The organism is Thermaerobacter sp. FW80 (assembly GCF_004634385.1).
In the GTDB taxonomy this organism is placed as follows: domain Bacteria; phylum Bacillota; class Sulfobacillia; order Thermaerobacterales; family Thermaerobacteraceae; genus Thermaerobacter; species Thermaerobacter composti.
Window position 1 is genome coordinate 2,815,423 of the sequence record NZ_CP037895.1, and the last position, 26,732, is coordinate 2,842,154.

A 26,732-nucleotide genomic window follows, 5' to 3' on the forward strand; every position below is an offset into this window, starting at 1 on the left:
CCGCGGCCCAGCGGATGGGGACGGCCGTCACCTGGGCCCCTCCCGCCACCGCCGGCAGCTCCGCGTGCACCACCACCTGGTCGCGGCCGGCACAGCGGCGAGAGACGGCGGTCACCTGGGCGCTCCCGCCACCGCCGCCAGCTCCGCGTGCACCACCAGGCGCTCTCGGGACGAACCCGGCGGGTGGCACGTGGTCAGGACGAGTCCGGGCCGCGGTCCCTGGAGGACCACGCTCCAGTCGTCAGGGCGGGCGGTGAAGACGCGTTCCACCCGATACCGGTACCAGCGACCGTCGAACCAGAGGTCGATGGCGTCGCCGGGCACCAGCCGGTCCAGGTGGCGGAACCAGGCGCCGTAGGTGGTCCGGTGGGCGGCGATGGCGACGCGGCTTCTGGGACCCGGTGGCTCCGCCTCGGGGTAGAACCCGGGTCCCCGGGCCAGCACGGACGGCGTGGTGCCGTGGAGCACCACCGCGTCCACCCCGGCCCGGGGGATGCGCAGCCGCGCCAGGGCCGGGGCCTCGCCGGCCCCGGGGGCCCCGGGCGCTCCCGCGTCCGATCCGGCACCCATCGGCGGCGGCGAGGCGACGGGTCCGGGTGGACCCGTCGCCTCGCCGCCCACCGTGCCGACCGCCCCGGGGAGGGCGAGGGCCGGATCGTCCCCCGCTGCTGCCAGCCACCCCTCGGGGATGCCCAGGCGGTGCAGCAGCGACACCAGCGGCCCCATCAGGGACTCCACCGCCTGCAGCCAGCGTCCCAGGAGACCGAGAAGGTGCCCCGCCGCCGACCGCACCGTCGGATGCTCCAGCAGTCGTTCCAAGCCGGCCCGTCCCGGCTCCCCCTGCGGCACCGCCCCGGTGGCGCCCTCCGCACCACCGACCCGGAACGGCGCGGGCACCGAGGCCGCGGCCGGCACGGACGGGGGTGCGGACGGCGACCCGTCGCTGCCCAGCGCCGCCCCCAGCACGATCTGCCAACCCCAGGCGTAGACCCGCTGCAGGCCGGGCGTCGCCGCCAGCGCCACCCCGCCCAGCAAGAGGACCCAGGCCACCAGCACCCCGACCCGGCGAACGATCCTCCCGGACATCGCGTCATCCGCTCCCGTCGCCGCCCGTCGCGTGGACCACCGCCGGCCGGACCGCCCCGACGCCACCGAGGAGGCGGGTGGCGATGCCGAAGGCCACGGGTGGACCACCCTCGCTCGGGCTTCCAGACGACGAGCGGTCCCCCGTCCGCGCCGGGGGCGGTTCGTCGCCTCCCCACCCCGGGCTTGCCCTGCGCCTACCGGCAAATCCCGCCGCCCTTCCTCGCCCAGCGGTGCACCGTCCAGCCGGCGCCCGCCAGCAGGCCGCCCGCGACGAGGAACGCGAGCCCGTTGCCGCCGGTGAAGGGCAGCTCGCCCCGCCGGCCGCGGTGGTCGTCGGCCGGCGCCCCCGCGCCGGCGTCCTCGCCGTCGGTCCCCGGTGTCGTCCCGGGGCCCGGCTCGCGCCGATCCGCGTCGCTGCCCGGGGTCTCGCCCGGTTGCGTCCCCGGACCCTGGTCCCCCGGTCGGTCGTCTCCCCCCGGCCCGCCGGGCGGCGTCCCGCCGCCGCCGGAGCCGTCGTCCGGCGGGCTGCCGGGCGGCGTCCGGGTCGGCTGCAGGCACACCTTGACCGTGACGACGCCGTCGGGGCCGATGGCGAGGGGTCCGACGGTGGCGTCCGCATACCCCTCCGCGCCCGCGGACACCGTCAGCCGGCCGTCATCGGGCCGGCCGATCTCGAGGGCGAAGCGGCCGCCGAGGTCGGTCTTGACCAACCCGAGGTCGATCCCACCGTCGTCGGCGACGGAGACGGCGGCCCCCGGGATCGGCAGACCGGTGAGGATGTCACAGACGAGACCGGTGACGATCCCGGTGGGGAGCTCGATGCGGGTGGCGCCGTCGCCCCCGGGTTGGCCGCCCGCCCCGCCGTTGGGATCGTCCCCGCGGCCGACGCGGAGGCCGCCTCCGAGTCCCACCTCCAGGTGGCCATCCCCCAATTCGAGGTTCAGCCTTGGCCCGCCGGACCCGCCGCCGGCCCTCCCGCCGCGATCGGGACGGGCGATCGGCGACCCGCCGACGACCCCGCCCAGGACGCCCTCCACGGCCCGCAGCCCACCGTCCAGGGCGCCTGTGAGCGTCCCCGTCGCCCGGTTCACCAGGCTCCCCGCCGCTTCGCCGGCGACGGTGCCGACCACGCCCTGGAGCGCACCGTGGACCCCCTCCACGGCACCGGTCAGGGGAGCCGCCGATCGCGGCGACGCATCCCGCCCCCCCGCCGCCGCGGACGACCCGGAGGACGGCGGGGCATCGCCCTGGCTCGCCTCGGCGGGCGGCTGCGTCCCTGGGCGGACGACGTCGGTCACGGTGCGCCCCACCTGCGAGAGGGTGTTCCCGAGGGTCCCCAGGACGGAGGCCGCACCCTCGGCGGCCGGCCGGTACCGACCGGCGGCGGTCCCGGACGCCCGAGCCGCCACCTCGGTGGCCGATGATGCCGACCCGCCGTCCTCCGAGGGAACCGTCCTGGATCCGCCGGTGCCGGCCGCCTCGGCCGCCGCCGGCCAGCCCCACGACCCCGTCGTGCCCACGACCAGCGCCAGCGCGATGGCCCACACCCGTATCGCCCGGTCGAAGGCCGCCCCTTGCGGCCACCGATCCGGGCACCGGGGACGGAATCGCCCCGGAGCCCCTGTCGTCGCCCGCGCCCGTCGGGGCGGCCGTCCGCCCCAGACGTCCACCGGCACGATCCGTCCTGGCCAGGCGGTCGCGTTCCCGCGGCCCCGCGGATCTCCCTGCATGGCTCTCCTCCCCCAGACCGACTGAATGGTCGTTAAGTGTTACAGGCATTCGTGGGGCTCGACCTTTTTCTGACAAGGGGAGGCGCCGTGTTGCTGACAAGCGGAGGCGGCCTGCCCATGGCAGGCCGCCTCCGCTAGGCCGGTGGCGTCGGGGCGCCGCCGCGCCGCGGCAGGCGGGGCGGGCCGCGGGCCCGCAAGGTTACCCGCCCGACCCCGCCGCCTGGGGCTTCTCCCCGGTCCGCACCGCGCATCCCATCCCCGCCGCCGGCGGCTTGCCCCCCGTCGGCGCCGCGCGTCCCGACCCCGGCGGCGGATCGCCCCCGCTCCCCCGGGCTACCGCCGGCCGGCGGGCACCGCCGCCCACTCCTGGCGCAGCTCCCGCGCGGCCTGGACCATGTGGCGCAGGGCGGGTTCGACCTCCTCGTAGCGTCGGGTCTTGAGGCCGCAGTCGGGGTTCACCCAGAGCTGCCCGGGATCCAACACCGACGCCGCCTTGCGCAGCAGATCCTTGATCTCGTCCACCGACGGCACCCGCGGCGAGTGGATGTCGTACACGCCGGGGCCGACGTCGCTGGGGTAGCGGTGCTCGCCGAAGGCGTCCAGGAGCTCCATTCCCGACCGGGACGCCTCGATGAGGATCACGTCGGCGTCCAGGGCGGCGATGGCGTCCAGGATGTCGTTGAACTCCGAGTAGCACATGTGGGTGTGGACCTGGGTCTCGTCCCGCAAGCCGCCGGTCACCAGGCGGAAGCACTCGGTGGCCCAGGCCAGGTAGGCCGCGCGATCGGCCCGCCGCAGGGGCATGGCCTCGCGGAAGGCCGGTTCGTCGATCTGGATCACCCGGATCCCCGCTGCCTCCAGGTCCTGGACCTCGTCGCGGATGGCCAGGGCGATCTGGCGGCACGTCACCTCCCGCGGCTGGTCGTCGCGGACGAAGGACCACTGCAGGATGGTGACGGGTCCCGTCAACATGCCCTTGACGGGCCGGTCCGTCAGGGACTGGGCGTAGGTGATCCACTTCACCGTGATGGGGCCGGGCCGAGCCACGTCGCCGTAGAGGATCGGCGGCTTGACGCATCGGCTGCCGTAGCTCTGGACCCAGCCGTGGCGGGTGAAGGCGAAGCCCTCCAGCTGTTCCGCGAAGTACTCCACCATGTCGTTGCGCTCGGGTTCGCCGTGGACCAGCACGTCCAGGCCCAGCTCCTCCTGCAGCCGGATCACCCGGCGGATCTCGGCGCGGATGCCCTCCTCGTAGGTCGCGTCGTCGATCTCCCCCCGCCGCCACCGGGCCCGGAGCCGGCGCACCTCCGGCGTCTGGGGGAAGGAGCCGATGGTGGTGGTGGGAAGGAGCGGCAGCCCGAGCCGCTCCCGCTGGCGCGCGCGGCGCTCGGGCGCCTTGGAGGGCCGCCGGGCGTCGTCGGGCTGGAGCCGCGCCAGCCGCTCCTGCACCTCGGGTCGGGTCCGGCGGGGCGAGCTGCGACGGGCGGCCACGGCCGCACGACTGGCGGCCAGGGCGTCGGCCACGGCCTGCCGCCCCTCGTTCAGGGCGCGGGTGAGGACGGCCACCTCCTCCAGCTTCTGCTTCGCGAAGGCCAGCCAGCCCTTGATCTCCGGGTCGAACTCCGTCTCCAGCTCCAGGTCGATGGGCACGTGCAGCAAGGAGCACGACGGCGCCACGAAGATGCGTTCGGGTCCCAGCACCTCCCGGGCGCGTTCGAGGCGCTCCAGGGCCGCCTCCAGGTCGGTCCGCCAGACGTTGCGGCCGTCGACCACGCCCAGGGACAGGTGCATGGTCGGCGGCACGCCGGCCGCGAGCACCTGCTCCAGCTGCCCGGGGTCCCGCACCAGATCCAGGTGCAGGGCCTGCACGGGCAGGCTCAGGGCCAGCTCCAGGTTGTCCCGCAGGCCTTCGAAGTAGGTGGCGAGGAAGAGCCTCAGCCCCGGCGCCGCCTGGGCCAGCGCGGCGTAGGCCCGCCGAAAGGCGGCGCGGGCCGGTTCGTCCAGGTCGAGGACCAGGAAGGGCTCGTCGAGCTGCACCCACGTGGCGCCGGCGGCCTGAAGCTCCCGCAGCACCTGCCCGTACACGGGCAGGAGGCCGTCGAGCAGGGCGAGCCGCGGATCGGACGAGACGCCCTGGGCCACCCCGGCGGCCGAGGGCGCCGGGGCCGAACCCTGGCCAACCGACCCGGACGAACCGGCCGACCGGCTCGCGAACCCCGGCCTGCTGCCGTCGGCGGCCGCGGACGCCGTGGCGCCGCGAATCTTCGCCAGCAGGAGGAAGCTGACCGGCCCCAGCAGCACCGGACGCGCCTCGAACCCTAGCGCCCGGGCCTCGCGGAACTCCTCCACCACCTTGCGGGACGCCAGATGGAAGGTCTGGCCCGGCTCCAGCTCGGGCACGATGTAGTGGTAGTTCGTGTCGAACCACTTGGTCATCTCCAGGGCGGGGACGCCCTGGCCGGGCGTCCCCCGGGCCATGGCGAAGTAGACGTCCAGGGGCACCCCCGGGGGGTCGGCTACCGGAGCGTCGCCGGATCCCGCCGGCCCGTCCGCCCCGAGCCCGCCCTCGGCCCCCGTCGTGGCGCGACGCGCGGCGGCAGGGTCGCCCGACCCCTGCGGCGTCCAGCCGTAGCGGGCCGGGACGGCGCCCACCATGCAAGCCGTGTCCAGCACGTGGTCGTAGAGGGAGAAGTCGCCGGCCGGGACCACGTCGAGGCCGGCCTGCCGCTGCAGCTCCCAGTGGCGACGCCGCAGCTCGGCCGCCCTGCGGAGCAGCTCGTCCGCCGGGATCTTGCCGTCCCAGTAGGCCTCGAGGGCCTGCTTGAGTTCCCGGCCCGCGCCGATGCGGGGGAAACCCAGGTTCGTCGCCAGCGCCATCGATCCTCGCCTCCTCGGCCGGGCGGGATCGCCCCCTGCGGGGGTCGCCTCCCTCCCGGGGTCGATCCCGCCCGACAAATGAAAACCCTCTCCGGGAAAGGAGAGGGGGCCTCGCCTTTCCCTATCTCCCGGGAGGACGTCTCCCGCGGGAATTGGCACCGTGCCGCCGCGGACGCCCGGCGGCCGGTTGCCGTGGCGTCATCGGGCCCGTCCCTCGGCCACTCTCGATAGGGCGTCGTGCTGGGGTGTGACTGGGATCGCGCCGCGGTCGCGCAGTGCGCGATGCGGGCCGCGGACGTTGGGGACTGCTATTCGGGGTGCGGACGCCAAGTCCTTCCCCCGGCCACCTCCCTTCATGGCGTCGCGAGCCGCTTCCTGCAGGGCGCCGGGCCGCGGTGTCTGGGCCTGCCAACGCATCCAACCCGCCGCCGGCGCAGGCTCGGGCTCCCCCGTCACAGGTCGATGCCCGTCAAGGGCGGACCAGGTCGCGCCACTGCTGCCGGTACATCCACGCCATGTCCCAGTAGGCGAGCCACGTCCGCTCCTTCCAATCGGCCAGCCGCTCCGGGTTCCGCACCAGCAGCGCGATGCCCCGGCTGGCCCAGAACCGCAGGGGCAGCGGCGCCGCGACCAGGTCGACGACGTCGACGGGCAGCCGCACGACCCTTTCGCACGCGCGCCCGATGGCGGCTAGCGTCGCCTCGTCGAGGGGCCGCCCATCCCGGCTGTGGAGGGCGACGTCGAGGTCCCTGTAGGGCAGTCCCTCGAAGAACGATCCGAAGCCCAGCGCGAAGTCCAGCTCGTCCCACTCCGCGAGCACGCGCCCGACGGCCATGCCCAGCGCTTCACGCTCCGAATCGGCCGCCGCCGGGAACACCCGTCGGAGCCCCTCATCCACCACGCTCCTCGCCACCCTTCTCCCTCAGGTCCTCGACGGCCTCGACGAACCGGTCGAGATCGCCCAAGCTGTCCCGGAGAAGGCGGTGAAGGACGCGATCATCCACACCCCAACCATCCCCTCGACGCGATGCAGGGGCTCCGGTGTCGTCGCCCGTGGCGGCCGATGCCCGAGGTGCGGCTCGCCGCGTGCACGAGGCGCGGCTCGCCGAGCCGGCACGCCGTATGCCTCCGTCACGACGATTCTACCCGATACGCGTCCGTACGCGCCGCGACCTCCGCTGCATCCCCTCCCCACAGCCCTCGATGCCCCCTGGCGTCCGGGAGGAGGCCTTGACACCACCCGTCCACCCGACTTCAATGGGGACTAAGTAAACTAACTCAATCGTATTTGTTGGGAATAGGGTGCTCCGCAGCGGAGCGCCACGAGGAGCGACGCGGGTGGGAGCGACGCCTGTGGGAACCGATGGTGGGCTGCGAGGACCCGACGGCACCGCGCCCGGTCGCGTTCCTTACTATCCCGTCATGCTCGATCTGCGGGACCGGCCATGCGTGGTGCTGGGCGGGGGTCGCGAAGCCGAGGCTAAGGTGTGCGGGCTCCTGGACGCCGGCGCCCGGGTGACGCTGGTGGCCGCCACGGCCACGGAGGCCCTCGCCCGCTGGGCGGCCGAGGGTCGGATCCGCTGGATTCGGCGCGAGTACCGACCCGGCGACCTGGCCGGGTTCGTCCTGGTCATCGCGGCCACCGGCGATCCCGACCTCAACCGGCGGATCCGCCGCGAGGCCGACCGGCGCCACCTGTGGGTCAACGCCGTCGACGACCCGCCCCACTGCAGCTTCATCCTCCCCGCAGTGCATCGCCAGGGCGACCTGGTGGTGGCCGTCGGGACCGGCGGGCAGAGCCCTGCGCTGGCGGCGCGCCTACGCGACCGGCTGGCCCGCGAGCTGGGGCCGGAGTACGCCACCTGGATCGCGCTGCTCGGGTCGATGCGCCCGGCGGTTGCCGCCCGCATCCCCGATCCCGACCGGCGACGGGCCCTCTGGTACCGCATGGTGGACTCCGAGGGGCTCGCCCTGGTCCGTCGTGGGGACGTGGAGGGAGCGCGCCGACTCCTCGAGGCCCTGCTCGACGCGGCGGCCGGTGGGCCGGCGGACGCGCCCCCTGCGTCGGCCGCGCTGACGCCGCACCCGACCAGCCGCCCCGGCGACGCGGCACCGGACCCTCGGGCCGACGGGTTCGCCGAAGGGGCGGACCCCGCACCCACGGCCGTGGCCACGACGAGGGTCGGGACGGCGCCGGCCGGTGCGATCTCGGGCTCGGCCCACGGCGTCCAGGGCCGCAGCCGCCAGGCGCCCGCTGAGCCCGGCGTGCCCCGCCCCCTGCCGGGGCACCCTCAGCCGCCGCGCTCGCCCAGCCACCAGGGCCCGGGTACCGTCTACCTGGTCGGTGCCGGCCCCGGGGACCCCGAGCTCTTGACGTTGCGAGCCGCCCGGATCCTGGCCGAGGCGGACTGCGTGCTCTACGACCGCCTGGTCTCACCCGCCGTGCTGGCCCGGGTGCGCCCCGGCGCCGAGCGCATCGCGGTGGGCAAGGCGCCCCGTGGCGCCGGCGGGTCGATGGCCGCCTGGAGCCAGGAGGCGATCCTGGATCTGTTGGCCGACCGCGCCCGGCGCCACCGGGTGGTGGTCCGCCTCAAGGGCGGCGATCCCATGGTCTTCGGCCGGGGCGGGGAGGAACTGGCGGAGCTGCGTCGCCGCGGCATCCCGGTCCAGGTCGTGCCCGGGGTGACGTCCGCGGTGGCGGCGCCCGGCTTGGCGGGCATCCCCCTGACCCTGCGCGGGGTGGCGTCGTCCTTCACCGTGGCCAGCGGCCACTGTCAGGCCGGTTCGTCCCAGGACTGGGCCCGGCTGGCTGCCGCCGACACCCTGGTGGTGCTCATGGGCGTGGCGAACCGCCAGGCCACCGCCCGGGCGCTGATCGAGGCGGGGCGCCCGCCCGCCGAGCCGTGCGCCTTCGTGGAGTGGGCCAGCTGGCCCCGGCAGCGGGTGATCCGGGCGACCCTGGAGGCCGTCGCCGCCGGCCGCGTCCAGGCGGAGGCACCGGCCGTATGGATCATCGGCCCGGTGGCCGCCTGGGCGGACGAACCGGCGATCCGGAGCACCCCACCGGCCGCCCGGGTCGACGCCCCCTCGTCCCCGGCTCCCGTCCGCGGAGCGTCCAGGAGGTGACCCTCATGACCGGCCTCAACCCGCCCGAGGTCCCCAGGACCCCGGCGAGTCCGTCGTCCGCGGAAGGTGCCAGCCCCCCACCGGCCGGCGCCCATCCGCGGGGTTCGGATCGCGACGGCGCCCGCCCCGGCCGGGCGCGGCGCGAGCGGCGCCCGCTGACCTGGGAGGAGGTGCGCCGCCGCAACTACGTGGAGCGCGTCAAGCACGAGAAGCTGCCCTTCGACCTGCTGGACGAGCTGCCGCGGCTGGCCGCCACCCACTACGAGGACATCCCGGAGGACGACATCCTCCGCCTGCAGTGGTGGGGGCTCTACCACGACAAGCCCAAGGTCGGCACCTTCATGATGCGGGTCAAGATCCCGGGCGGCATCGTCACGCCCCAGCAGCTGCGGGTGATCGGCGAGATCTCCCGCCGCTTCGGGCGCAACAGCGGCGAGATCTCGACCCGCCAGAACATCCAGATCCACTGGATCGAGCTCAAGGACGTGCCGGCCATCTTCGACCTGTTGCGGCAGAACGGCCTCACCACCGCGGGGGCGTGCGGCGACATCCTGCGCAACATCACCGGCTGCCCGGTGGCGGGGATCGACGCCGGCGAGCTCTTCGACACGCGACCCTACGTGCGGGCCCTGGCCGACTTCTTCTACCACAACCGCGAGTACAGCGACCTGCCGCGCAAGCACAAGTGGACCCTGGCGGCCTGCCCCCACCAGTGCAACGCCCCGGAGATCCACGACGTCGGCCTGGTGGGCACCGTGGTCGACGGGCAGCCGGGCTTCGCCGTGCTGGTGGGGGGCGGCCTCTCCACCTACCCGCGCCTGGCCGAGCCCCTGGGCGTGTTCGTCCCGCCGGAGGAGCTCATCGACTTCCTCCGGGCGCTCTTGGAGGTGTGGAGCAACGACCTCACCTACCGGGCCAACCGGGCCAAGGCGCGCTTCAAGTTCATGGTGGAAGACCACGGCCCCGAGGCGATCCGCCGCCGCATCGAGGAACGCCTGGGCCGCCCGCTGCGACCGCTGGCCGAGGTGCCCCGGCCCGCCGGCCGCACGGGGCATCTGGGGATCCACCCCCAGAAGCAGGAAGGGCGCTACTACATCGGCTTCCCCGTCTTCCCCGGCCTGATCTCCGGCGACCAGATGGTGGCCGTGGCCGACCTGGCGGAGGCCTACGGCGAGGACGTGCGCTTCACCCGCGAGCAGAACCTGATCATCACCGGCATCGCCCGGGCCGACGTGGACCGGGTGGTGGCGGCCATGGCGGAGCTCGGCTTCCCGCTGGACGTCAACCCGGTGCGGGGCGGCAGCATCGCCTGCACCGGCAACCCCCACTGCAACTACGCCGTGGGCGACACCAAGCCGCAGCTGGTGCGGCTGGTGGAGCGGCTGGAGGCCCGCTTCGGTGAGGCCATCGCGGACCTCCACATCCACCTGGACGGTTGCCCCCACGCCTGCGGCCAGCATTGGGTGGGCGACGTCGGGATCCAGGGGACCACGGCCCGGGACGAACGCGGCGAGAAGATCCCGGCCTACGACATCCTGCTGCGGGGCGGGCTCGGCCCGGAGGCGGCCATCGGCCGGCCGGTGGCCCGGCGGGTGCCCGCCGACCGGCTGGGCGACTACGTGGAGCGCCTGGTCGCCTTCTACCTGGCCGAGCGGCGCCCGGGGGAGTCGCCCCAGGCCTTCTTCCGCCGGCACGACGACGCGCAGCTGCTGGCGGTGATGGAGGGTTGAAGGAGGGATCGCCGTGCAGCCGTCGAGCACGCCCTCGCGCCCCGCGCTGATGGACGACTACGAGGCGGGCCAGTGGGCCGTCCACTTCGAGGACCGGGAGCCTGAGGACCTGCTGGAGTGGGCCTTCGAGCGGTTCGGCACCCAGCGCCTGGCCCTGATCTCGAGCTTCCAGGCCGAGTCCAGCGTGCTGATCGACATGGCCTGGCGCATCAACCCCCAGGTGCGGGTGATCACCGTCGACACCGGGCGACTGCCCCAGGAGACCTACGAGCTGATCGACCGCGTGCGGGAGCGCTACGGCATCGCCGTCGAGGTGGTGATGCCCGATCCCGTGCTCATCGGCCGCATGGTGCGGCGCCACGGGATGAACCTGTTCTATCGCGACGTCAACCTGCGCCTTCTCTGTTGCCACCTGCGCAAGGTCCTGCCCCTGCAGCAGGTGCTGGAGGGCCTGGACGCCTGGGTGACCGGCCTGCGGCGCGCCCAATGGGCGACCCGGGCCAACATCCGGAAGGTGGAGATCGACCACGACCACGGCGGGCTGGTCAAGCTCAACCCCCTGGCCGACTGGAGCGACGACGACGTCTGGGATTACATCCGCCAGAACGACGTCCCCTACAACGCCCTCTACGATCGGGGCTACACCAGCATCGGCTGCGCCCCCTGCACGCGCCCGGTGGAACCCGGCGCCGACCCCCGCAGCGGCCGCTGGTGGTGGGAGAAAGACGCGCCCAAGGAGTGCGGGATGCACTGCCCCATCGAGACCGGCGGCTTCGAGCACGAGGTGGAGGCGATCCTCGGGCACGACCTGGGCGGCCAGCTGAACGAATAGGGCGCAGCCTGGGTCGCCGCGGGGAGGATCGCCGACGCGGCGGCGCCACCAGGGACCGGGACGGGGCGCCGTCGGCCAAGAGGGGGGTGGGTCCATTGCCCGTGCACCTGCCAGGGGAGACGGCGGCCATCGTGCGCCAGGAGGCGGCCGCCTTCGCCGCCCAGGCCGCCAGCCCCGCCGTCCGCGAGGCCTTCGACCGGCTGGCCGCCGCGGCGGCGGAGGGCTCCGTGCCCGACGACCTGCTGGCGCTGCTGGGCCAGCTCCTCCAGCTCACCCTGACCAGCGGCCGGATCGCGGCGCGCTATGGCCCGCGGGAGGAACAGGCCCTGGGGGAGGTGTACCGGCGCACCCCGCCGGGACGGGAGCTGGAGGGGCATGTGGCCGCGGTCAACGCGGCCCTGGCCGCGCTGGAGGGGCTCCCCCTGGAGAGCCTGCGCCTGGCGGCGGCGGGTCCGGGCCGGTTCCGCCTGGCCGTGGAGGCCGGCGGTCGGCGGCTGGTGCTGGACCTGGGTCCGACCGGCGCCACGGCGCGTAGCCTGGAGCTGGCGATCTAGACGGGAAAGGTGGTGCTCGACCTTGTCCCACCGCGGGGTGACGGTGTGGTTCACCGGCCTGCCCGGAGCCGGAAAGTCGACCCTGGCCCGCCAGGTGGCGGGCCGGCTGCGGCAGCAGGGCCTGCCCGTCGAGGTCCTCGACGGCGACGTCCTGCGCCAGAGCCTGTGTCGGGACCTGGGCTTCTCCGCCGACGACCGCCGGCGGCAGGCGGAGCGGGCGGCCTGGGTGGCGGCGACCCTGACCCGCCACGGGGTGATCGTCCTGGTGGCGGTCATCGCCCCCTACAGGGACAGCCGGGAGCAGGCCCGACGCGAGATCGGCGACTTCCTGGAGGTGTACGTGCGGGCGCCGCTGGAGGTGCTGATCCAGCGGGACCCCAAGGGCCTCTACCGCCGGGCGCTGGCCGGCGAGCTGCGCGGCCTGACCGGCCTGGACGACCCCTACGAGGAGCCCCTACAGCCGGATCTGGTCTGCGACACCGCCCGCGAGACCGTGGCCGAGAGCACGGCCCGCGTCCTCGCCCTGCTGGAGGAACGCGGCTACGTGCCGGCGGATGCCGCGGCGGCCCGTGGGGCCGGTGCCGGCGGATCGCCCGGCGGCTCCACCGGGGCGGAGCCCGCCGCCACCCCCGGCCGCGGGGGGCCGGTGCCGGGGGATGGCGCCGCGACCGGCGATGGCCGGCCCGGGGTGGCGGTCGCGGGGCGCCGCCCCGCGACCGCCACCCCGGCGGGGCCGGGCACGGCCGCCGCGGCCGTGCCGGGCCCCATCGCCCCCCACGGCGGTCGGCTGGTGTGGCGGGTGCTGGGCGGTGAGGCACGCCGGGCGGCCCTGGAGCGCGTCGCCGCCCTGCCCCGGCTGCCGCTGGACGAACTGGCCGCCGCCGACCTGGAGCTCCTGGCCACCGGCGCCTACAGCCCGCTGACCGGCTTCATGGACCGGGCGGACTACCAGGCCGTGGTGGAGGCCATGCGCCTGGCCAGCGGCGTGGTGTGGCCCCTGCCCGTCACCCTGGCCGTCTCTCGGGGGGAGGCGGCGGGGCTGCGGGAGGGGCAGGAGGTGGCGCTGGTCGACGCCGACCACGAGCCGGTGGCGATCCTCCAGGTGACGGACGTCTTCCCCTACGACAAGGAGCGGGAGGCGCGGGCGGTCTTCGGCACCGCGGACCCCGCCCATCCCGGGGTCGCCCGGCTCCTCCAGCGGGGCGAGGTGCTGGTTGCCGGCCCCATCTGGTACCTGGGCCGGCGGGATCGGCCGCTGCCCGTGGGACCCGACGGGGAGGCCACCGAGGGGCCGGCGCCCGAACCCGTGGAACGGGGGTCCGGCGCCGTGGCCCAGGCCGCAGACCCCTTCGCCCCCTACCGGCTGACGCCGTGGCAGACGCGGCGACGCATGGACCGGTACGGCTGGCGGACCGTGGTGGGCTTCCAGACCCGCAATCCCGTCCACCGCGCCCACGAGTACCTGCAGAAGGTGGCCCTGGAGATGGTGGACGGCCTGCTGCTCCACCCGCTGGTGGGGCCGACCAAGGCCGACGACGTGCCCGCCCCGGTGCGGCTGCGCTGCTACCTCGAGCTCCTCCGCCACTACTATCCCGCCCAGCGGGTGCTCTTCGCCGTCTTCCCCGCCGCCATGCGGTACGCCGGGCCACGGGAGGCGGTCTTCCACGCCCTGTGCCGGAAGAACTACGGCTGCACCCACTTCATCGTCGGCCGCGATCACGCCGGCGTGGGCAACTACTACGGGACGTACGACGCCCAGCGCCTGTTCGACCGGTTCGACCCGGACGAACTCGGCATCACGCCCCTCAAGTTCGAGAACGCCTTCTTCTGCCGGCGCTGCGGCGGCATGGCCACCACGAAGACCTGCCCCCACGGCGACGACGACCGGCTCCTGCTCAGCGGCACGCGGGTGCGGGCGATGCTGGCCCGCGGCGAGCTGCCCCCGCCCGAGTACTCGCGGCCCGAGGTGGCGCGCATCCTGCTCGAGGCGGCGCGTGGCGCGGTGGCCAAACCTGGGGCCCATGCCAACGCAGAGGGCCAGGTTCGGGCCAGTCTATAATGGAAGGGAACGAGCCCGAAGGGGGGCAGCACGACCATGGACCAGCCTGACGGCCGCCCCGCCCATCCCCATCCGCAGGAGCCCGGTGGCGACCCCGGCGCCACCGTCGGCACCCCCACGGCCGCCGGCGCCACCGTCGACCCGGACGCCGCCGCCCGCGACCCGGAGGGCGCCCTGGTGGTGGTCGACGTCCAGAACGACTTCTGCCCGGGCGGTGCCCTGGCGGTTCCCCAGGGCGATCGGGTGGTCCCGGTCCTCAACCGCTGGATCGACGCGTTCCGCCGTGCCGGCCGCGTGGTGGTCTACACCCAGGACTGGCACCCGCAGGACCACGTCAGCTTCCGGCAGCGCGGGGGCCCGTGGCCGCCCCACTGCATCCAGGGGACGCGGGGGGCTGCCTTCCACCCCGACCTCCTGGTCCAGGGGACCGTGTTCCGCAAGGGCTTCGACGCCGACCGGGAGGCCTACAGCGGCTTCGACGGCGCCCTGGCCCGAGGCGAGACCGGCGTGGAGCCGGAGGTGGACCTGGCCGGCTGGCTGCGACAGCAGGGCGTGCGGCGCCTGTACGTGGGCGGGCTGGCCACGGACTACTGCGTGCGGGCCACGGTGCTGGACGGGCTGCGCGAGGGCTTCCAGGTGACCGTGCTGGTCCCGGCGGTCCGGGCGGTGGACGTCAGCCCCGGCGATGGCCGGCGCGCCCTGGAGGAGATGCAGGCCCGCGGCGCCGTCCTGGCGGGCGGGGAGGCCCCGTGACCGTGTCCCGGGACGAACGCGGCCCCCTCCCAGGGCCGGCGGCCGGGCAGGCGGCGGCCGGCAGGGACGCGGCGCTCGGCTCGGCCAGGCCCGCCGCTGGGGTCGGGGCGGCGGGCACCGCGGCCGGTGCGAAGGCTGCGGGCAGGACCGACGCGGCCCAACCCGGGGGCCTCGGCCGGTCGAGGGCCGCCGCTTCCCATCGTTCGACCGGCCCCACGGCTGGGGAGCCGGCGGCGACCGGACCCGCCGTGCTGGTCGTCGACGACGAGGAGTCCCTCCTGGAGCTGGTCGCCTACAACCTGCGGCGGAACGGCCTCGAGCCCGTGCTGGCGCGGGACGGCGCCGAGGCGCTGCGTCGCCTGGAGGAGCGGCGGCCGCAGGTGATCATCCTCGACATCATGCTGCCCGACACCGACGGCTTCACCCTGTGCCGCCACCTGCGGGAGCGGGGCGTCCAGACGCCGATCCTGATGCTCACCGCGCGGGACAGCGAGATCGACAAGGTGCTGGGGCTCGAGCTGGGCGCCGACGACTACGTGACCAAGCCCTTCAGCCCCCGCGAGCTGGTGGCGCGCATCAAGGCGCTCCTGCGCCGGACCGAGGGCCGCCGCCAACAGATCGGCCCGATCCTGATCGACTACACCGGCCACGAGGTGTACCGCGACGGCCAGCGGGTCCAGCTGACCCCGACGGAGTTCAAGCTGCTGGCCACCCTGGCATCCGAGCCCGGCCGCGCCTTCTCCCGGCAGGAGCTGCTGGACCGGGTGTGGGGCGAGGAGTCCTTCGGCGACCCCCGCACCGTGGACGTCCACGTCCGCCACCTGCGGGAGAAGCTGGAGCGGAACCCCAGCCAGCCGGAGTGGATCCTGACGGTGCGCGGCCACGGCTACAAGTTGAACTCGCCCCTGCCCCGCCTGTGAGCGGCCGCGGGACGTCCGCAGCTCCGGACGGACCACACCGCGGCCGCCGCCTCCGGCGCGCCGAGGGCGACCGGCTCGCATCGGCACCGGCCTTCCTGGCACCTCACCCGCTGGGTCGCCCGCACCCGGCGGTCCGACGCGCGGAGGGCGATGGGCTCCCATCGACGCCGACCTTCATGGCGTCTCTCACCTGGCAGGTCGCCCCATCTGGCGGTCCGAGGCGGAGGGCGACCGACCCGCATTGCGCCGTGGGGTCTTGGTCCGCGCCGGGCCGGGGCCGGGGAAGGCCATGGGTCGCCGGGGCCTCGCACCCCGTCCACCGGGGTGAAAGGGTTGGGGGGTGAAGGGTGTGGAGCGCGGGAACGCCGACGTGTCCACCGCCGAACGCCACGTCCCGGCCTCGCCACCCCCGGAACCGGGCTTGGCCGATCGTCTGCGGGAGCGCTGGCTCCGCCGGCGCATGCCCCGACCCGGTCGGCCGGCGCCGGACTTCGACCTGCCCCTGGCGGGCGTCGGCGACCGCCGGCTCCGCCTGCGGGACCTGCGGGGACGGCCGGTGGTGCTGCTGTTCTTCCCCTTCGCCTTCAGCCCGGGGTGCTGCAACGAGGTGGAGGCGTTCACCGCCCACTACGATGCCTTCGCCGCCCGCGGCGCCGAGGTGGTGGGCATCAGCACCGACAGCCCCTTCGCCCTCCAGGCCTGGGCGGAGCGGTACCGCGTGCCCTTCCCCCTGGCGAGCGACTACAACCGCCGCGTGATCCGAACCTACGGCGTGGCCATCGTCCGCTGGGGGCTCGGCCCCTTCGCCGACCGGGCCGTGTTTGTCCTGGACGAACGCGGCCTGGTGCGGTGGACCTGGCGTGCGCCGGACCTGGGCTACCTGCCCGATCCCCGCGAGGTCCTGGGCCACCTCGCCGCCTCCACGCCGTAGGTCTCCCGGTCGCCACGCCGCCCCACCGCGACGGGTGCAGACGTTCCCGCGTGAGGGCATGACATGGCCCGCGACCCGGTCCCTGCCCGGCATGCCGGCCTCAGAGGGCCTCCCGCCAGGCGTGCATGGCCTGGACCTGGCCCAGGTAGGCGGCCACCTCCGCGTCGCGGCGGGCCTCGTCCCAGCCCAGCACCTCGCCCATCGCCGCCGCCGCGTCGGCCGCCACGCCCCGGCCGTTGTCGGTGCTCCACAGTGCCTCGGGTACCCGTCGCCACAGGGCGTCGGCCAGGGTGCAGGCCATCTCCTCCGCCGCCGCGTACCGGACCGCCGCCCGCACCCGCGCCGCCCGCGGGCCGGCCTGGAGGTCCTCCGGTCGCAGGTGGCCCAGGACGCGGTCCACCTCATCGCCGAAGTGGCGGGCCAGCCACCGCAGTTCTTCCACCGGCAGGCCGGTTCGCGCCGCCCTCTCGCGCAGCTCCGCCTCCCCCGGCGGCCGGTGGCCGCCCGGCAGGGGCTCCTCGTCCGCCGGCGCGCCCCGGGTCTCGGGGAAGACCCGGTCCACGATGTTGCGCGCCATGGCCTTGTAGGCGGTGAGCTTGCCGCCGGCCACGGTGATCAGGCCCGAGGGGCTCCAGTAGAGCTGGTAGTCCCGGGAGATCGCCCCCGGGTCGCGGGCATCGCCGGGGTCGATCAACGGCCGCAGCCCGGCCCAGGCGCTGATCACGTCGTCGGGGCCCAGGCCGGCGTCGGGGAAGTTGCGGTGCAGCGCCGCCAGCACGTAGCGCACGTCGTCCGCCTCGGGCTGCGGCCGGGCCGGGTCGTCCCGGTAGACCGTATCCGTGGTCCCGGCGTAGGCGAACTCGGCCCGGGGTACGGCGAACATGATCCGGCCGTCCGGCCCGCGCATGGTCACCGCGTGGCGAAGGGGCAGCCGCTCGCGGGTGAAGGCGATGTGGATGCCCTTGGTCAGGCGCAGGAGCCGGGGCGACGCGGGGTCGTCCAGGCGGCGCACGTGGTCGGCCCAGGGGCCCGTGGCGTTGAGGACCTTTCGCGCGCGGACGACGAACGCCTCGCCTGGGGTGGCGCCCCCCTGGTCGGGGCCCCCGCCGGCCAGGCGGTCGCGAACGCGCACGCCCACCACCTGGCCGCGTTCGTCCTTCACGAAGCCGACCACCTCGGCGTAGTTGACCACCACCGCCCCCGCCGCCGCGGCCTGGCGGGCGACGGTAGCCGTCAGACGCGCGTCGTCGGTGACGGCGTCGACGTACATGCCGGCGCCCACCAGCCCCTCCCGCCGCAGCAGGGGCTCCTCCCGGAGCACCTCCTCGGGGCGCAGCATGCGGTGGCGGAGGGTGCCGAGGCTGCGGCCGGCGTACCGGTCGTAGAGCCACAGGCCGATGCGCAGCTGCCAGAGGGGGTCGGGGTCGCCCCGGTAGACGGGGAAGACGAACCACTCCGCCCGCACCAGGTGGGGCGCCAGCCGCAGCAGCCGCATGCGCTCCACCACCGCCTCGCGCACCAGGCGGAAGTCCCGTTCCTTGAGGTAGCGCAGGCCGCCATGGATGAGCTTGGTCGAGCGGCTGCTGGTGCCGGCGGCGAAGTCCCGTGCCTCCACCACCGCCACCCGCAGCCCCCGATGGGCGGCCTCCCGCGCCACGCCGCTCCCCGTGATGCCCCCGCCGATGATCAAGAGGTCGAAGGTCTCCTGCTGGAGCTGGGCCAGTGCCCGCTGCCGATCCACTGCCACCGCCTCCTGCCCGCGGATCGCCCTCGCATCGCCGGCCCGCCGCCGGCCGGCGCAGCCTCCCGCGATCCCCCCCGCCGCTGTACGCCCGTCGCTGCGCCGCCGCGGCCCGCGACATCGGGCGCGGGGTGGACCCCGGCCCCGGGCCCGCCAGCCCCTGCGGGCGCCCCGCCCGGGGCGCCCGGGCGGCCGAGAGCCCGAGGCGAGGAGGCCCGGGCGCGGGGCGGGGCGGCCGGTGCCACCGGCCGCCCCGCCCCAGGGCGTGCCCCCCGGCCGGCCGCGCCGGTCCGGCTCACTGGGCCGGTTCCTCCCAGCCCTTGGCCCGTTCCACCGCCCGGCGCCAACCGGCGTACAGCCTCTCCCGCACGTCCTCGGGCATGGCCGGCTCGAAGCGCCGGTCCCGCTGCCAGAACTGCTCGATCTCCTCGCGGCTCTTCCAGAAGCCCACCGCCAAGCCCGCCAGGTAGGCGGCCCCCAGGGCCGTGGTTTCATTGACCACCGGCCGGTCCACCGGCACGCCCAGGACGTCGGCCTGGAACTGCATGAGGAAGTCGTTGACCACCGCGCCGCCGTCGACCCGCAGGGCGCTCAGGGTCAGGCCGGAGTCGGCCTCCATGGCACCCAGCACGTCGCGGGTCTGGTAGGCGATGGACTACAGGGCGGCCCGGGCCAGGTGGGCCCGGCCGGTGCCCCGGGTGATGCCGACGATGGTGCCGCGGGCGTAGGGGTCCCAGTACGGCGCGCCCAGGCCGGCGAAGGCGGGCACCAGGTAGACGCCGCCGGTGTCCTCCACCGACCGGGCCAGCGGCTCGGTGTCGGCCGCCTTGTCGATGATCTTGAGCTCGTCGCGCAGCCACTGGACCACCGCGCCGGCGATGAAGATCGAGCCCTCCAGGGCGTACTCCACCTTGCCGTCGATGCCCCACGCCACCGTGGTGATCAGGCCGTGCTCCGAGCGGGCCGGCCGCTCGCCGGTGTGCATCAGGACGAAGGCGCCGGTGCCGTAGGTATTCTTGGCCATGCCGGGCCGGAAGCACGCCTGCCCGAACAGCGCCGCCTGCTGGTCGCCGGCGATCCCGGCGATGGGGATGGGCCCGCCGAACAAGGCCGGGTCGGTCTCCCCGTAGACCTGGCTGGAGGGCCGGACCTCGGGCAGCATGGCCCGCGGGATGCCGAGCTCGTCGAGGAGCTCCTCGTCCCAATCCAGCGTGTGGATGTTGAAGATCAACGTACGGGAGGCGTTGGAGTAGTCGGTGAGGTGGACCCGCCCGCCCGTCAGCTTCCAGAGGAGCCACGCGTCCACGGTGCCGAAGAGCACCTCGCCCCGCTCCGCCCGCTGCCGCAATCCCGGCACGTGGTCCAGCAGCCAGGCGATCTTCGTGCCGGAGAAGTAGGGGTCGATCACCAGTCCCGTCTTCTCGCGGAAGAGCGCCTCGCGTCCCCGCCGCTTGAGGTCGCCGCACAGGTCGGCGGTGCGCCGGTCCTGCCAGACGATGGCGTTGTGCACCGGCTCGCCCGTCTCCCTGTCCCAGACCACGGTGGTCTCCCGCTGGTTCGTCACGCCGATGGCGGCCACGTCGGCCGGCGACGCGCCGGCCTCCTTGAGCACCGCCTTGGCCACGGCGATCTGCGAGTCCCAGATGTCCAGGGGGTCGTGTTCCACCCAGCCTGGCCGCGGATAGATCTGCCGGAACTCCTGGTTGCGCACCGCCACGATGCTGCCCTGCCGGTCGAACAGGATCGCCCGCGAGCTCGTGGTGCCCTGGTCCAGGGCGAGGACGTACCGCGCCATGCCTCGTTCCCTCCTCGGGCTTCTCCGCCCCGCGTTCTATTCGGGGACCTTGCGCATCCCCCGGGCCTCCTCGGCCCGCTGCCGGACCGTCGCCGCCGCTTCGCCCACCGAGGCGGCCACCGCCGCCAGCACTGCACCCTCCACCAGGGGCGCGTCGGCCACGTGCACCCGGGCCCGTCGGTCCTCGGCCAGCAGCTCCAGGGCCGTGACCGCGTTGAGGTAGGCGCTGCCGAGGTCCACCAGCACCACGACCCCGGCCGCCCGACGCAAGGCCTCCTCCAGCACGGCCAGGATGCGGGTGGCATCGGTGCCCAGGGTGCCGTCGTCGAGGCCGCCGACGACCAGGATCGGCACCGCGGGCCCGGCCATCTGGGCCGCCAGCTCCCGCACCCCCTCGGCCAGCCGGCGGCTGTGGGACACCAGCACCAGGGCGGTGGGGGTCGGCGACCCCGCACCCGCGCCGGATGCCGAGCCCCCCTGGCCCCCTGGGCCCGGCGATGGCCCCCTGGCCTCCCGGCCAGCGGTCATGGGGCCTTCCCGCCGGCCAGGGTCTCGGCCGCCGCCTGCATCATCAGGGCCGCGCTGAGGGAGCCGGGGTCCCGGTGCCCCCGGGACCGCTCGCCGAGGTAGCTGGCCCGCCCCTTGGTGGCCACCAGGGGGATGGTCCGGTCGGAGCCCTCCCGCGCGGCCTGGGCGGCCTCGGCCAGGGCCTCGGCGAGGTCCGCGCCGCGGCCGAGGGCCGCCTCGAGCGCCTCCACGGCCGGCGCCAGGGCGTCGATCATGGTCTTCTCGCCCACCGCCGCCTTGCCCCGTTCCTGGATGCCGGCCAGCGCCGCCCGGAAGAGGGCCGCCACGTCCGTCGGCTCCAGGACGGCCTTGCCGCCCGCCGCGGTCGCCGCCCGCAGGAAGGCGGTGCCGTACAGCGGTCCGGAGGCGCCGCCCACCTTGGCGATCAGGGCCATGGCCACGGCCTTGAGCAGGTCCGCCGGGCTCGCCCCCTCGCCGGGGAGCCGCTCCAGGGCGGCCTGGAGGCCTCGATCCAGGTTCGTCCCGTGGTCGGCATCGCCGATGGCGGCATCGAGGGCGGTCAGCTCATCCTTGTGCTCCGCCACGAGCTGGGCGAAGCGCCGGATGAAGGCCCGCACCCGCCCGGCGTCCACGCCCCGCCCGGCCACCTCGCCTGCCCCGCCCACCTCAGACCCCCCAACGCAAGGCCGGCGTGTGCACCGGCGCATCCCATAGCCGCAACAGTTCGTCGTCCGCCCGCAGCAAGGTGATGGAGCAGCCCTGCATCTCCAGGCTGGTGATGTAGTTGCCCACCAGGTTGCGGGCCACGGTCACCCCCCGCTGGCGCAGGATCTCCGCCAGCTTCCGGTAGACGATGTAGAGCTCCATGAGCGGCGTGCCGCCCATGCCGTTGACCATGGCGATCACCTGCTCGCCGGCCTTGACGCCCAGGTCGTCGATCACGGGGCCGGCGAGCATCGCGGTGATCTCGTCGGCGGGTCGCAGCTTCATCCGCTCACGCCCCGGCTCGCCGTGGATGCCGATGCCGATCTCCATCTCGTCCTCGCCGAGCTCGAAGGTGGGCGAGCCCTTGGCCGGCACCGTGCACGAGGTCAGGGCCATGCCCATGGACCGCACGTTCTCGCTGACCCTGCGGGCGATGCGCTCCACCTCGTCCAGGGAGGCGCCCGCCTCGGCCGCGGCGCCGGCGATCTTCTCGACGAACACGGTCCCGCCCACACCCCGGCGGCCGGCGGTGTAGAGGGAGTCTTCCACCGCCACGTCGTCGGCCACCAGCACCGAGCGCACCTCGATGCCCTCCGCCTGCAAAAGCTCGGCCGCCAGCTCGAAGTTCATCACGTCGCCGGTGTAGTTCTTCACAATGAACAGGACGCCGGCGCCGCCGTGCACCGCCTTGGCGGCTTCCACCATCTGGTCGGGCACGGGGCTGGTGAACACCTCGCCGGGGCAGGCCGCGTCCAGCATGCCGCGGCCCACGTAGCCGCCGTGCAGCGGCTCGTGGCCGGAGCCGCCCCCCGAGATCAGGGCCACCTTCCCCTGGACCGGCGCATCGGCGCGCGCCACGTACCGGGGCTCCAGGTGGACCCGCACCAGATCGGGATGGGCCAGTCCCAGGCCTTCCGTCGCCTCGTCGACCACCGCCTCGACTCGGTTGATCAGCTTCTTCACGGGGCGGTCCTCCTTCGATCAGCCGAACAGGGTCTGGAACAGCAGGGCGCCCAGGATGCCGCCGATCACCGGCCCCACCACGGGAATCCAGGCATAGCCCCAGTCGGAGCCGCCCTTGCCCGGGATCGGGAGGACGGCGTGGGCCATGCGCGGCCCGAGGTCGCGGGCCGGGTTGATGGCGTATCCCGTCGGCCCGCCCAGGGACAGGCCGATGGCCCAGACCAGGAAGCCGACCAGCAGCGGCGACAGGCCGCCCGCCAGCTGGTTCGCCGGGTGGCTGATGCCCAGCACGCCCAGGACCAGCATCGCCGTGCCGATGATCTCCGTCACCAGGTTCGCTCCCGGACTGCGCACCGCCGGCGCCGTGGAGAACACCGCCAGCTTGAGCTCGGCATCGTCGGTGACGGCCCAGTGCGGCAGGTACGCCAGGTAGACCAGCACGGCCCCGAGGAACGCGCCGAGGAACTGGGCGATGATGTACGATGGCACCTGGGACCACGGGAACTGCCCGATGGCCGCCAGGCCCAGGGTGACGGCGGGATTGATGTGGGCCCCGCTGACGTGCCCCGTGACGTACGCCGCGATCGCCACGGCCAGCGCCCATCCCGTGGTGATGACGATCCACCCGCCGTTCTGGCCCTTGGACCGGTTCAACAGCACGTTGGCGACGACCCCGTCGCCCAGCAGGATCAGGATGGCGGTGCCGAGCACCTCGCCGAGAAACGGACTCACCGGTCAACCCCCCTCGATTGGTGTGGGCGGCCGCTTCCCTTCTTATCCCCGCGGGCTCCAGGGTTTCCGACCCCTTCGCCGTGCGGTCACCGGCTCCACGCCGCCGGATCGCCGCGGCTCGGCCGCCGGGCGCCGACGCGCCCTCGCTCACCTCCTCCCCGCGCGGCCGCCGACGGGTTCCGGGCCGCCGCCCCAGCCCGGCCCGCCGCCCCGGCGAACCGCCCCGGTCATCCCAGGCATGCCCTGACGACGAAGGCCCTGCGCGAAGCGGGAAACGCCACGCCTCGCGCAGGGCCTCTCTCCCAGGTCTCCGGCCCCTGCCTGCGGGTGCCGCACCGTCTTGCAATGGATTCTGCAGAATGAATCCTGGGCTTCAGGTTACGAGTTCTGCGCGGACGAACCAGGATCTCTCCACGGCGGAGACTTCTCCGCGGAGGAACCCGTCTCCTGCCGCCGGGCCGTCTCGGCTTCGGAGAAGTCGCAAGCGCCGGGGGGAGCGCGCCGGCCGCCGGTCGCGCCACGACGGCGAGCGGCAAGGGGAGGCGGTCCGCAGGCGGCAGGGGGAGTGGCCTTCAGCCCCAGTCGGATGCAGGGTGGGGACGACGGCGCCAGGGCGCCATTCCGCCCCCGGGACGCCGGACGTCATCGGGGGCCCACGACTAGCCTCGCGGGGCCGACGCCCAGAGGGTCGGGTCGCTGGTCGAGACCGCGGTGGCGCCGGCCGCCAGCGCCCGCTCGATGTCCGGCCGCGTCCGGATCAGGCCGCCGGCCACCAGCGGGCCGCCGTGGACCGCCCGGATCGCGGCGAACACCCAGGCGGGCAGGGAGGCGGGCAGCACCTCCACGGCGCCGGGCCGGGTCTTCCGGATCACCTGGACCGCCGTCGCCACGGCGGCGCTGTCCAGGGCGAAGACGCGCAGGACGGTCTCCAATCCCGCCTCGATGCTGTAGCGGGCCACGGTGCTGCGGGTCGTGATCACGCCGTCGGGTCGCGCCCACCGCGCCAGGAACTCCACCCCGCTGCGGTCCCCGGCCAGCCCCTCCACCAGGTCGTAGTGGACGAACACGGCCTTGCGCGCGCGGCGGCACCGGTCGAGCACGCCGGGCAGATCCAGCAGGGTGGCGTGCAGCAGGAAGACCGCCGCCGCGGGACTGGCCAGGGCGGCCTCCAGGTGTTCCTGCCGTCGCACCGCGGGGATCACCGGGTGCCGGCCCAGGGCCTGACGCGGGCTGGCCCGCTCCATGGTCGCCTCCCTCTCCGCGCCTCTCCACGGCCGGGACCGGCGGACCGCAAGGCCGGTGCAGGGCGCTCCGCGACCCTGCGCCGATGCGGCTCCCCCCGCCCCTCGGGGGCGAGGGTTCGCGCGGAGACCACCCTGGACCTGCCGCTCGACCTACCCCTCGTCCTGGAGTTCCCGCGCCAGCTCCCGCAGGCGCCGGGCCAGTTCGTCCCGAACCCGGCGGAAGGCCTCCAGGCGCTGGGCCTCGCCGCCCTGGACCCGCGCCGGGTCCTCCAGATCCCAGTGCCGGTGGCGGGCTCCCGGCGGCGGTGTGGGGCACCGATCGCGGGCATCCCCGCACAGGGTGATCACCCAATCGGCCCGGGCCAGCAGCGCCGGGTCGATGGCTTTGGAGGTCTGGCCGCGGATGTCGATGCCGATCTCGTCCATGACCCGCACCGCCAGCGGGTGAACGCCCTTGGGCTCGATGCCGGCGCTGTGGACCTCCCAGCGGGGGCCCAGCAAGTGGCGGGCCAGCCCCTCGGCCATCTGGCTGCGGGCGGAGTTGCCCGTGCAGAGGAAGAGGATCGTCCCGGCGGGCAGTCGTCGCCGCGCGACCGCCTGTGCCATCCCCTCACACCCCTTGCAGGCCTGTTCGGCGACCGGTGCGTCGGGCACCCGCTGGCCATCATGGCGCCTTCGGGGCCGCCCGTCACCGTAGCGACTGGCACGAGCCGATGGCCGATGCCCGACGGCCTTCGCGCCCCGGGCGTCCCGCGCCCCTCACCCTGGACCGTGCCCGTCTCGGCGGCCCCTCAATCGTTGAGCTCCTCCCGCACGCCCGTCACCAGATAGATCACCCACTCCGCCAGGTTCGTGGCGTGGTCGCCGATGCGCTCCAGGTGGGAGCCCACCATCAGCAGGTGGGTGGCCTGGTCCACCGTGCCCGGCCTCTCCCGCATGATCATCAAGAGCTCGCGGAAGATCTGGTTGAAGAGGTGGTCCAGCTCGTCGTCCCGGGCCACCATGGCCCGGGCCAGCTCCACGTCGCCCTCCACGAAGGCCTTGAGGCCGTCGCGCACCATCTTCTCGGCGATCTCCGCCATGCGCGGGATGTCCACCAGGGGCTTGATCAGCGGCTCATCGCCCAGGCGCAGCGTCACCTTGGCGATGTCGTGGGCGTGATCGGCCATGCGTTCCAGGTCGGTGATCACCTTCAGGGTCATGCCGATCTGGCGCAGGTCGCCGGCCATGGGCTGCTGCAGGGCGATCAGGTTCAGGCAGCGCCGCTCGATGTCGAGCTCCATGCGGTCGACCTCGTCCTCCAGCGCCAGGACCCTCTGGGCCTTCTCCGCATTCCGCTCCTTGAGGGATTCCACCGCCAGCCGGATCGCTTCCTCCACCTGGGTCCCCATGCGCAGCAAGTCCCGGCGCAGGGCATCCAGCTCGGCGTGGTAGGAGACGCGGGTCATGCCGGTTCCTCCCCTCGCACCGGGCGGCTCACCCGAACCGGCCGGTGATGTAGTCCTCCGTGCGCCGGTCCCGCGGCCGCGTGAACATCTCCGAGGTGGGGCCGTACTCGATGAGCTCCCCGTTCAGGAAGAAGGCCGTCTGGTCCGCCACCCGCGCCGCCTGCTGCATGTTGTGCGTCACGATGACGATGGTGTACCGCTTCTTCAGTTCCGTCACCAGGTCCTCGATGCGCGCCGTGGCCGCCGGATCCAGGGCCGAGGTGGGCTCGTCCATCAGGAGCACCTCAGGTTGGACGGCCAGCGCGCGGGCGATGCAGAGCCGCTGCTGCTGCCCCCCCGAGAGGCTGTAGGCGGAACGGCGCAGATCGTCCTTGACCTCGTCCCAGAGCGCGGCCTGGCGCAGGCTCTGCTCGACGATCTCGTCCAGCCGCCGCCGGTCGCGGATGCCGTGGATGCGCGGGCCGTAGGCCACGTTGTCGTAGATGCTCTTGGGGAACGGGTTCGGCTGCTGGAACACCATGCCGATCCGCGCCCGCAGCTCCTCCACCTCGATGGCGCCGCTGTAGATGTCCACGTCGTGGAGCCAGACCTTGCCCTCGATCCGCACCCCCTTGATCATGTCGTTCATGCGGTTCAGGGTGCGGAGAAAGGTGGACTTGCCGCAGCCCGACGGCCCGATGAGCGCCGTGATGGACCGGGCGGGGATCGCCATGGTGATGCCCTTGAGGGCATGGAAGTCGCCGTAGTAGAGGTGCAGGTCCTCCACCCGCAGCACGATCTCCTCCGGCGTCCCCGCCCCGGACGAACCGGCGCCCGCCCGCGGCCCCACGCCGCGCGCCGTCCCCGGCGCCGCCCCGGCGCCGCGGGCGCCCGCGGCCTCCGCGCCTGCGAGCCGCTGCGGCGCCTCCACCGGCGCGCCCCTCGCCTTCTCCTGCAACGTCCGTGCCAGGGCCCCCGCGATCCATCCCGCCATCGTCG

21 protein-coding genes, 1 pseudogene and 1 riboswitch are annotated in these 26,732 nt (G+C 74.6%); of the genes and pseudogenes, 8 read left to right on the plus strand and 14 right to left on the minus strand.

Going from position 1 to position 26,732, the window contains the following annotated elements:
- Positions 1-111 precede the first annotated feature (111 nt).
- The 4 genes from E1B22_RS11635 to E1B22_RS11650 form a co-directional block, all read right to left on the minus strand.
- The gene (locus E1B22_RS11635) at positions 112-1,086 is read right to left on the minus strand and encodes a class E sortase (protein ID WP_135225779.1); all 975 of its coding nucleotides are present in this window, start codon (positions 1,084-1,086) and stop codon (positions 112-114) included.
- A 194-nt stretch (positions 1,087-1,280) separates the two neighbouring features.
- Entirely contained in the window at positions 1,281-2,384 is a 1,104-nt protein-coding gene (locus tag E1B22_RS11640; protein WP_167758926.1) for a carboxypeptidase-like regulatory domain-containing protein, read from the minus strand.
- A 765-nt stretch (positions 2,385-3,149) separates the two neighbouring features.
- Positions 3,150-5,693 (minus strand): 5-methyltetrahydropteroyltriglutamate--homocysteine S-methyltransferase, encoded by a 2,544-nt coding sequence (gene metE, locus E1B22_RS11645; protein ID WP_135225781.1) that lies wholly within the window; start codon positions 5,691-5,693, stop codon positions 3,150-3,152.
- A gap of 118 nt (positions 5,694-5,811) precedes the next feature.
- A riboswitch (SAM riboswitch) is annotated at positions 5,812-5,927 on the minus strand.
- Positions 5,928-6,162: 235 nt separating this feature from the next.
- Entirely contained in the window at positions 6,163-6,606 is a 444-nt protein-coding gene (locus E1B22_RS11650; RefSeq protein ID WP_167758927.1) for a hypothetical protein, read from the minus strand.
- A gap of 440 nt (positions 6,607-7,046) precedes the next feature.
- Here E1B22_RS11650 and cobA point away from each other — a divergent pair, with 440 nt between their 5' ends.
- The 8 genes from cobA to E1B22_RS11690 all read left to right on the plus strand — a co-directional run bounded on the left by cobA (position 7,047) and on the right by E1B22_RS11690 (position 16,598).
- Complete coding sequence (gene cobA / locus E1B22_RS11655; RefSeq protein ID WP_243123421.1) at positions 7,047-8,819, plus strand: uroporphyrinogen-III C-methyltransferase; 1,773 nt, start codon at positions 7,047-7,049, stop codon at positions 8,817-8,819.
- A gap of 5 nt (positions 8,820-8,824) precedes the next feature.
- Complete coding sequence (locus E1B22_RS11660; protein WP_243123422.1) at positions 8,825-10,549, plus strand: nitrite/sulfite reductase; 1,725 nt, start codon at positions 8,825-8,827, stop codon at positions 10,547-10,549.
- A gap of 13 nt (positions 10,550-10,562) precedes the next feature.
- Positions 10,563-11,381: a phosphoadenylyl-sulfate reductase gene (locus tag E1B22_RS11665; protein ID WP_207669877.1), complete on the plus strand. Its 819-nt coding sequence runs from the start codon at positions 10,563-10,565 to the stop codon at positions 11,379-11,381.
- 95 nt (positions 11,382-11,476) lie between these two features.
- Positions 11,477-11,935 carry a hypothetical protein gene (locus E1B22_RS12960; RefSeq protein ID WP_207669878.1) on the plus strand — a complete coding sequence of 153 codons (459 nt, stop codon included), beginning with the start codon at positions 11,477-11,479 and terminating at the stop codon, positions 11,933-11,935.
- Positions 11,936-11,957: 22 nt separating this feature from the next.
- Entirely contained in the window at positions 11,958-13,994 is a 2,037-nt protein-coding gene (gene cysC / locus E1B22_RS11675) for an adenylyl-sulfate kinase (RefSeq protein WP_135225783.1), read from the plus strand.
- A 36-nt stretch (positions 13,995-14,030) separates the two neighbouring features.
- Positions 14,031-14,747 (plus strand): nicotinamidase, encoded by a 717-nt coding sequence (locus tag E1B22_RS11680; RefSeq protein WP_135225784.1) that lies wholly within the window; start codon positions 14,031-14,033, stop codon positions 14,745-14,747.
- Positions 14,748-14,995: 248 nt separating this feature from the next.
- Entirely contained in the window at positions 14,996-15,667 is a 672-nt protein-coding gene (locus E1B22_RS11685; protein WP_135225785.1) for a response regulator transcription factor, read from the plus strand.
- 349 nt (positions 15,668-16,016) lie between these two features.
- Complete coding sequence (locus tag E1B22_RS11690) at positions 16,017-16,598, plus strand: redoxin domain-containing protein (RefSeq protein ID WP_243123424.1); 582 nt, start codon at positions 16,017-16,019, stop codon at positions 16,596-16,598.
- Between the two features lie 100 nt (positions 16,599-16,698).
- Here E1B22_RS11690 and E1B22_RS11695 read toward each other — a convergent pair whose 3' ends face one another.
- From E1B22_RS11695 to pstB, 10 genes and pseudogenes are all read right to left on the minus strand, one after another.
- Positions 16,699-18,345 carry a glycerol-3-phosphate dehydrogenase/oxidase gene (locus E1B22_RS11695; RefSeq protein WP_243123427.1) on the minus strand — a complete coding sequence of 549 codons (1,647 nt, stop codon included), beginning with the start codon at positions 18,343-18,345 and terminating at the stop codon, positions 16,699-16,701.
- Between the two features lie 289 nt (positions 18,346-18,634).
- Positions 18,635-20,134, minus strand: a pseudogene (gene glpK, locus E1B22_RS11700) (glycerol kinase GlpK).
- A gap of 36 nt (positions 20,135-20,170) precedes the next feature.
- Entirely contained in the window at positions 20,171-20,662 is a 492-nt protein-coding gene (dhaM, locus tag E1B22_RS11705) for a dihydroxyacetone kinase phosphoryl donor subunit DhaM (protein ID WP_135225786.1), read from the minus strand.
- Positions 20,659-21,327, minus strand: coding sequence for a dihydroxyacetone kinase subunit DhaL (gene dhaL / locus E1B22_RS11710; RefSeq protein WP_243123431.1), 669 nt, complete (start codon positions 21,325-21,327; stop codon positions 20,659-20,661). Before dhaL ends, dhaM begins: the two co-directional genes overlap by 4 nt.
- A gap of 1 nt (position 21,328) precedes the next feature.
- Positions 21,329-22,330, minus strand: a complete 1,002-nt coding sequence (gene dhaK / locus E1B22_RS11715; protein WP_135225788.1) for a dihydroxyacetone kinase subunit DhaK — start codon at positions 22,328-22,330, stop codon at positions 21,329-21,331.
- Between the two features lie 18 nt (positions 22,331-22,348).
- The gene (locus E1B22_RS11720) at positions 22,349-23,062 is read right to left on the minus strand and encodes an MIP/aquaporin family protein (protein WP_135225789.1); all 714 of its coding nucleotides are present in this window, start codon (positions 23,060-23,062) and stop codon (positions 22,349-22,351) included.
- Positions 23,063-23,721: 659 nt separating this feature from the next.
- A complete protein-coding gene (locus E1B22_RS11725) occupies positions 23,722-24,306 on the minus strand; it encodes a glycerol-3-phosphate responsive antiterminator (RefSeq protein WP_135225790.1) in 585 nt (194 codons plus the stop codon).
- Positions 24,307-24,456: 150 nt separating this feature from the next.
- Positions 24,457-24,912: an arsenate reductase (thioredoxin) gene (arsC, locus tag E1B22_RS11730; RefSeq protein ID WP_135225791.1), complete on the minus strand. Its 456-nt coding sequence runs from the start codon at positions 24,910-24,912 to the stop codon at positions 24,457-24,459.
- A 185-nt stretch (positions 24,913-25,097) separates the two neighbouring features.
- Positions 25,098-25,754, minus strand: coding sequence for a phosphate signaling complex protein PhoU (gene phoU, locus E1B22_RS11735; RefSeq protein WP_135225792.1), 657 nt, complete (start codon positions 25,752-25,754; stop codon positions 25,098-25,100).
- Between the two features lie 28 nt (positions 25,755-25,782).
- On the minus strand, positions 25,783-26,727 hold the full coding sequence (gene pstB, locus E1B22_RS11740; protein ID WP_135225793.1) for a phosphate ABC transporter ATP-binding protein PstB: 945 nt from the start codon (positions 26,725-26,727) through the stop codon (positions 25,783-25,785).
- Between the last annotated feature and the right edge of the window lie 5 nt (positions 26,728-26,732).

Coding starts and splice junctions, on each gene's coding strand:
- E1B22_RS11635 (WP_135225779.1), bottom strand. CDS start 1,086: ATGTCCGGGAGGATCGTTCGCCGGGTCGGGGTGCTGGTGGCCTGGGTC.
- metE (WP_135225781.1), bottom strand. CDS start 5,693: ATGGCGCTGGCGACGAACCTGGGTTTCCCCCGCATCGGCGCGGGCCGG.
- E1B22_RS11660 (WP_243123422.1), top strand. CDS start 8,825: ATGACCGGCCTCAACCCGCCCGAGGTCCCCAGGACCCCGGCGAGTCCG.
- E1B22_RS11680 (WP_135225784.1), top strand. CDS start 14,031: ATGGACCAGCCTGACGGCCGCCCCGCCCATCCCCATCCGCAGGAGCCC.
- dhaM (WP_135225786.1), bottom strand. CDS start 20,662: ATGACCGCTGGCCGGGAGGCCAGGGGGCCATCGCCGGGCCCAGGGGGC.
- E1B22_RS11725 (WP_135225790.1), bottom strand. CDS start 24,306: ATGGAGCGGGCCAGCCCGCGTCAGGCCCTGGGCCGGCACCCGGTGATC.
- arsC (WP_135225791.1), bottom strand. CDS start 24,912: ATGGCACAGGCGGTCGCGCGGCGACGACTGCCCGCCGGGACGATCCTC.
- phoU (WP_135225792.1), bottom strand. CDS start 25,754: ATGACCCGCGTCTCCTACCACGCCGAGCTGGATGCCCTGCGCCGGGAC.
- pstB (WP_135225793.1), bottom strand. CDS start 26,727: ATGGCGGGATGGATCGCGGGGGCCCTGGCACGGACGTTGCAGGAGAAG.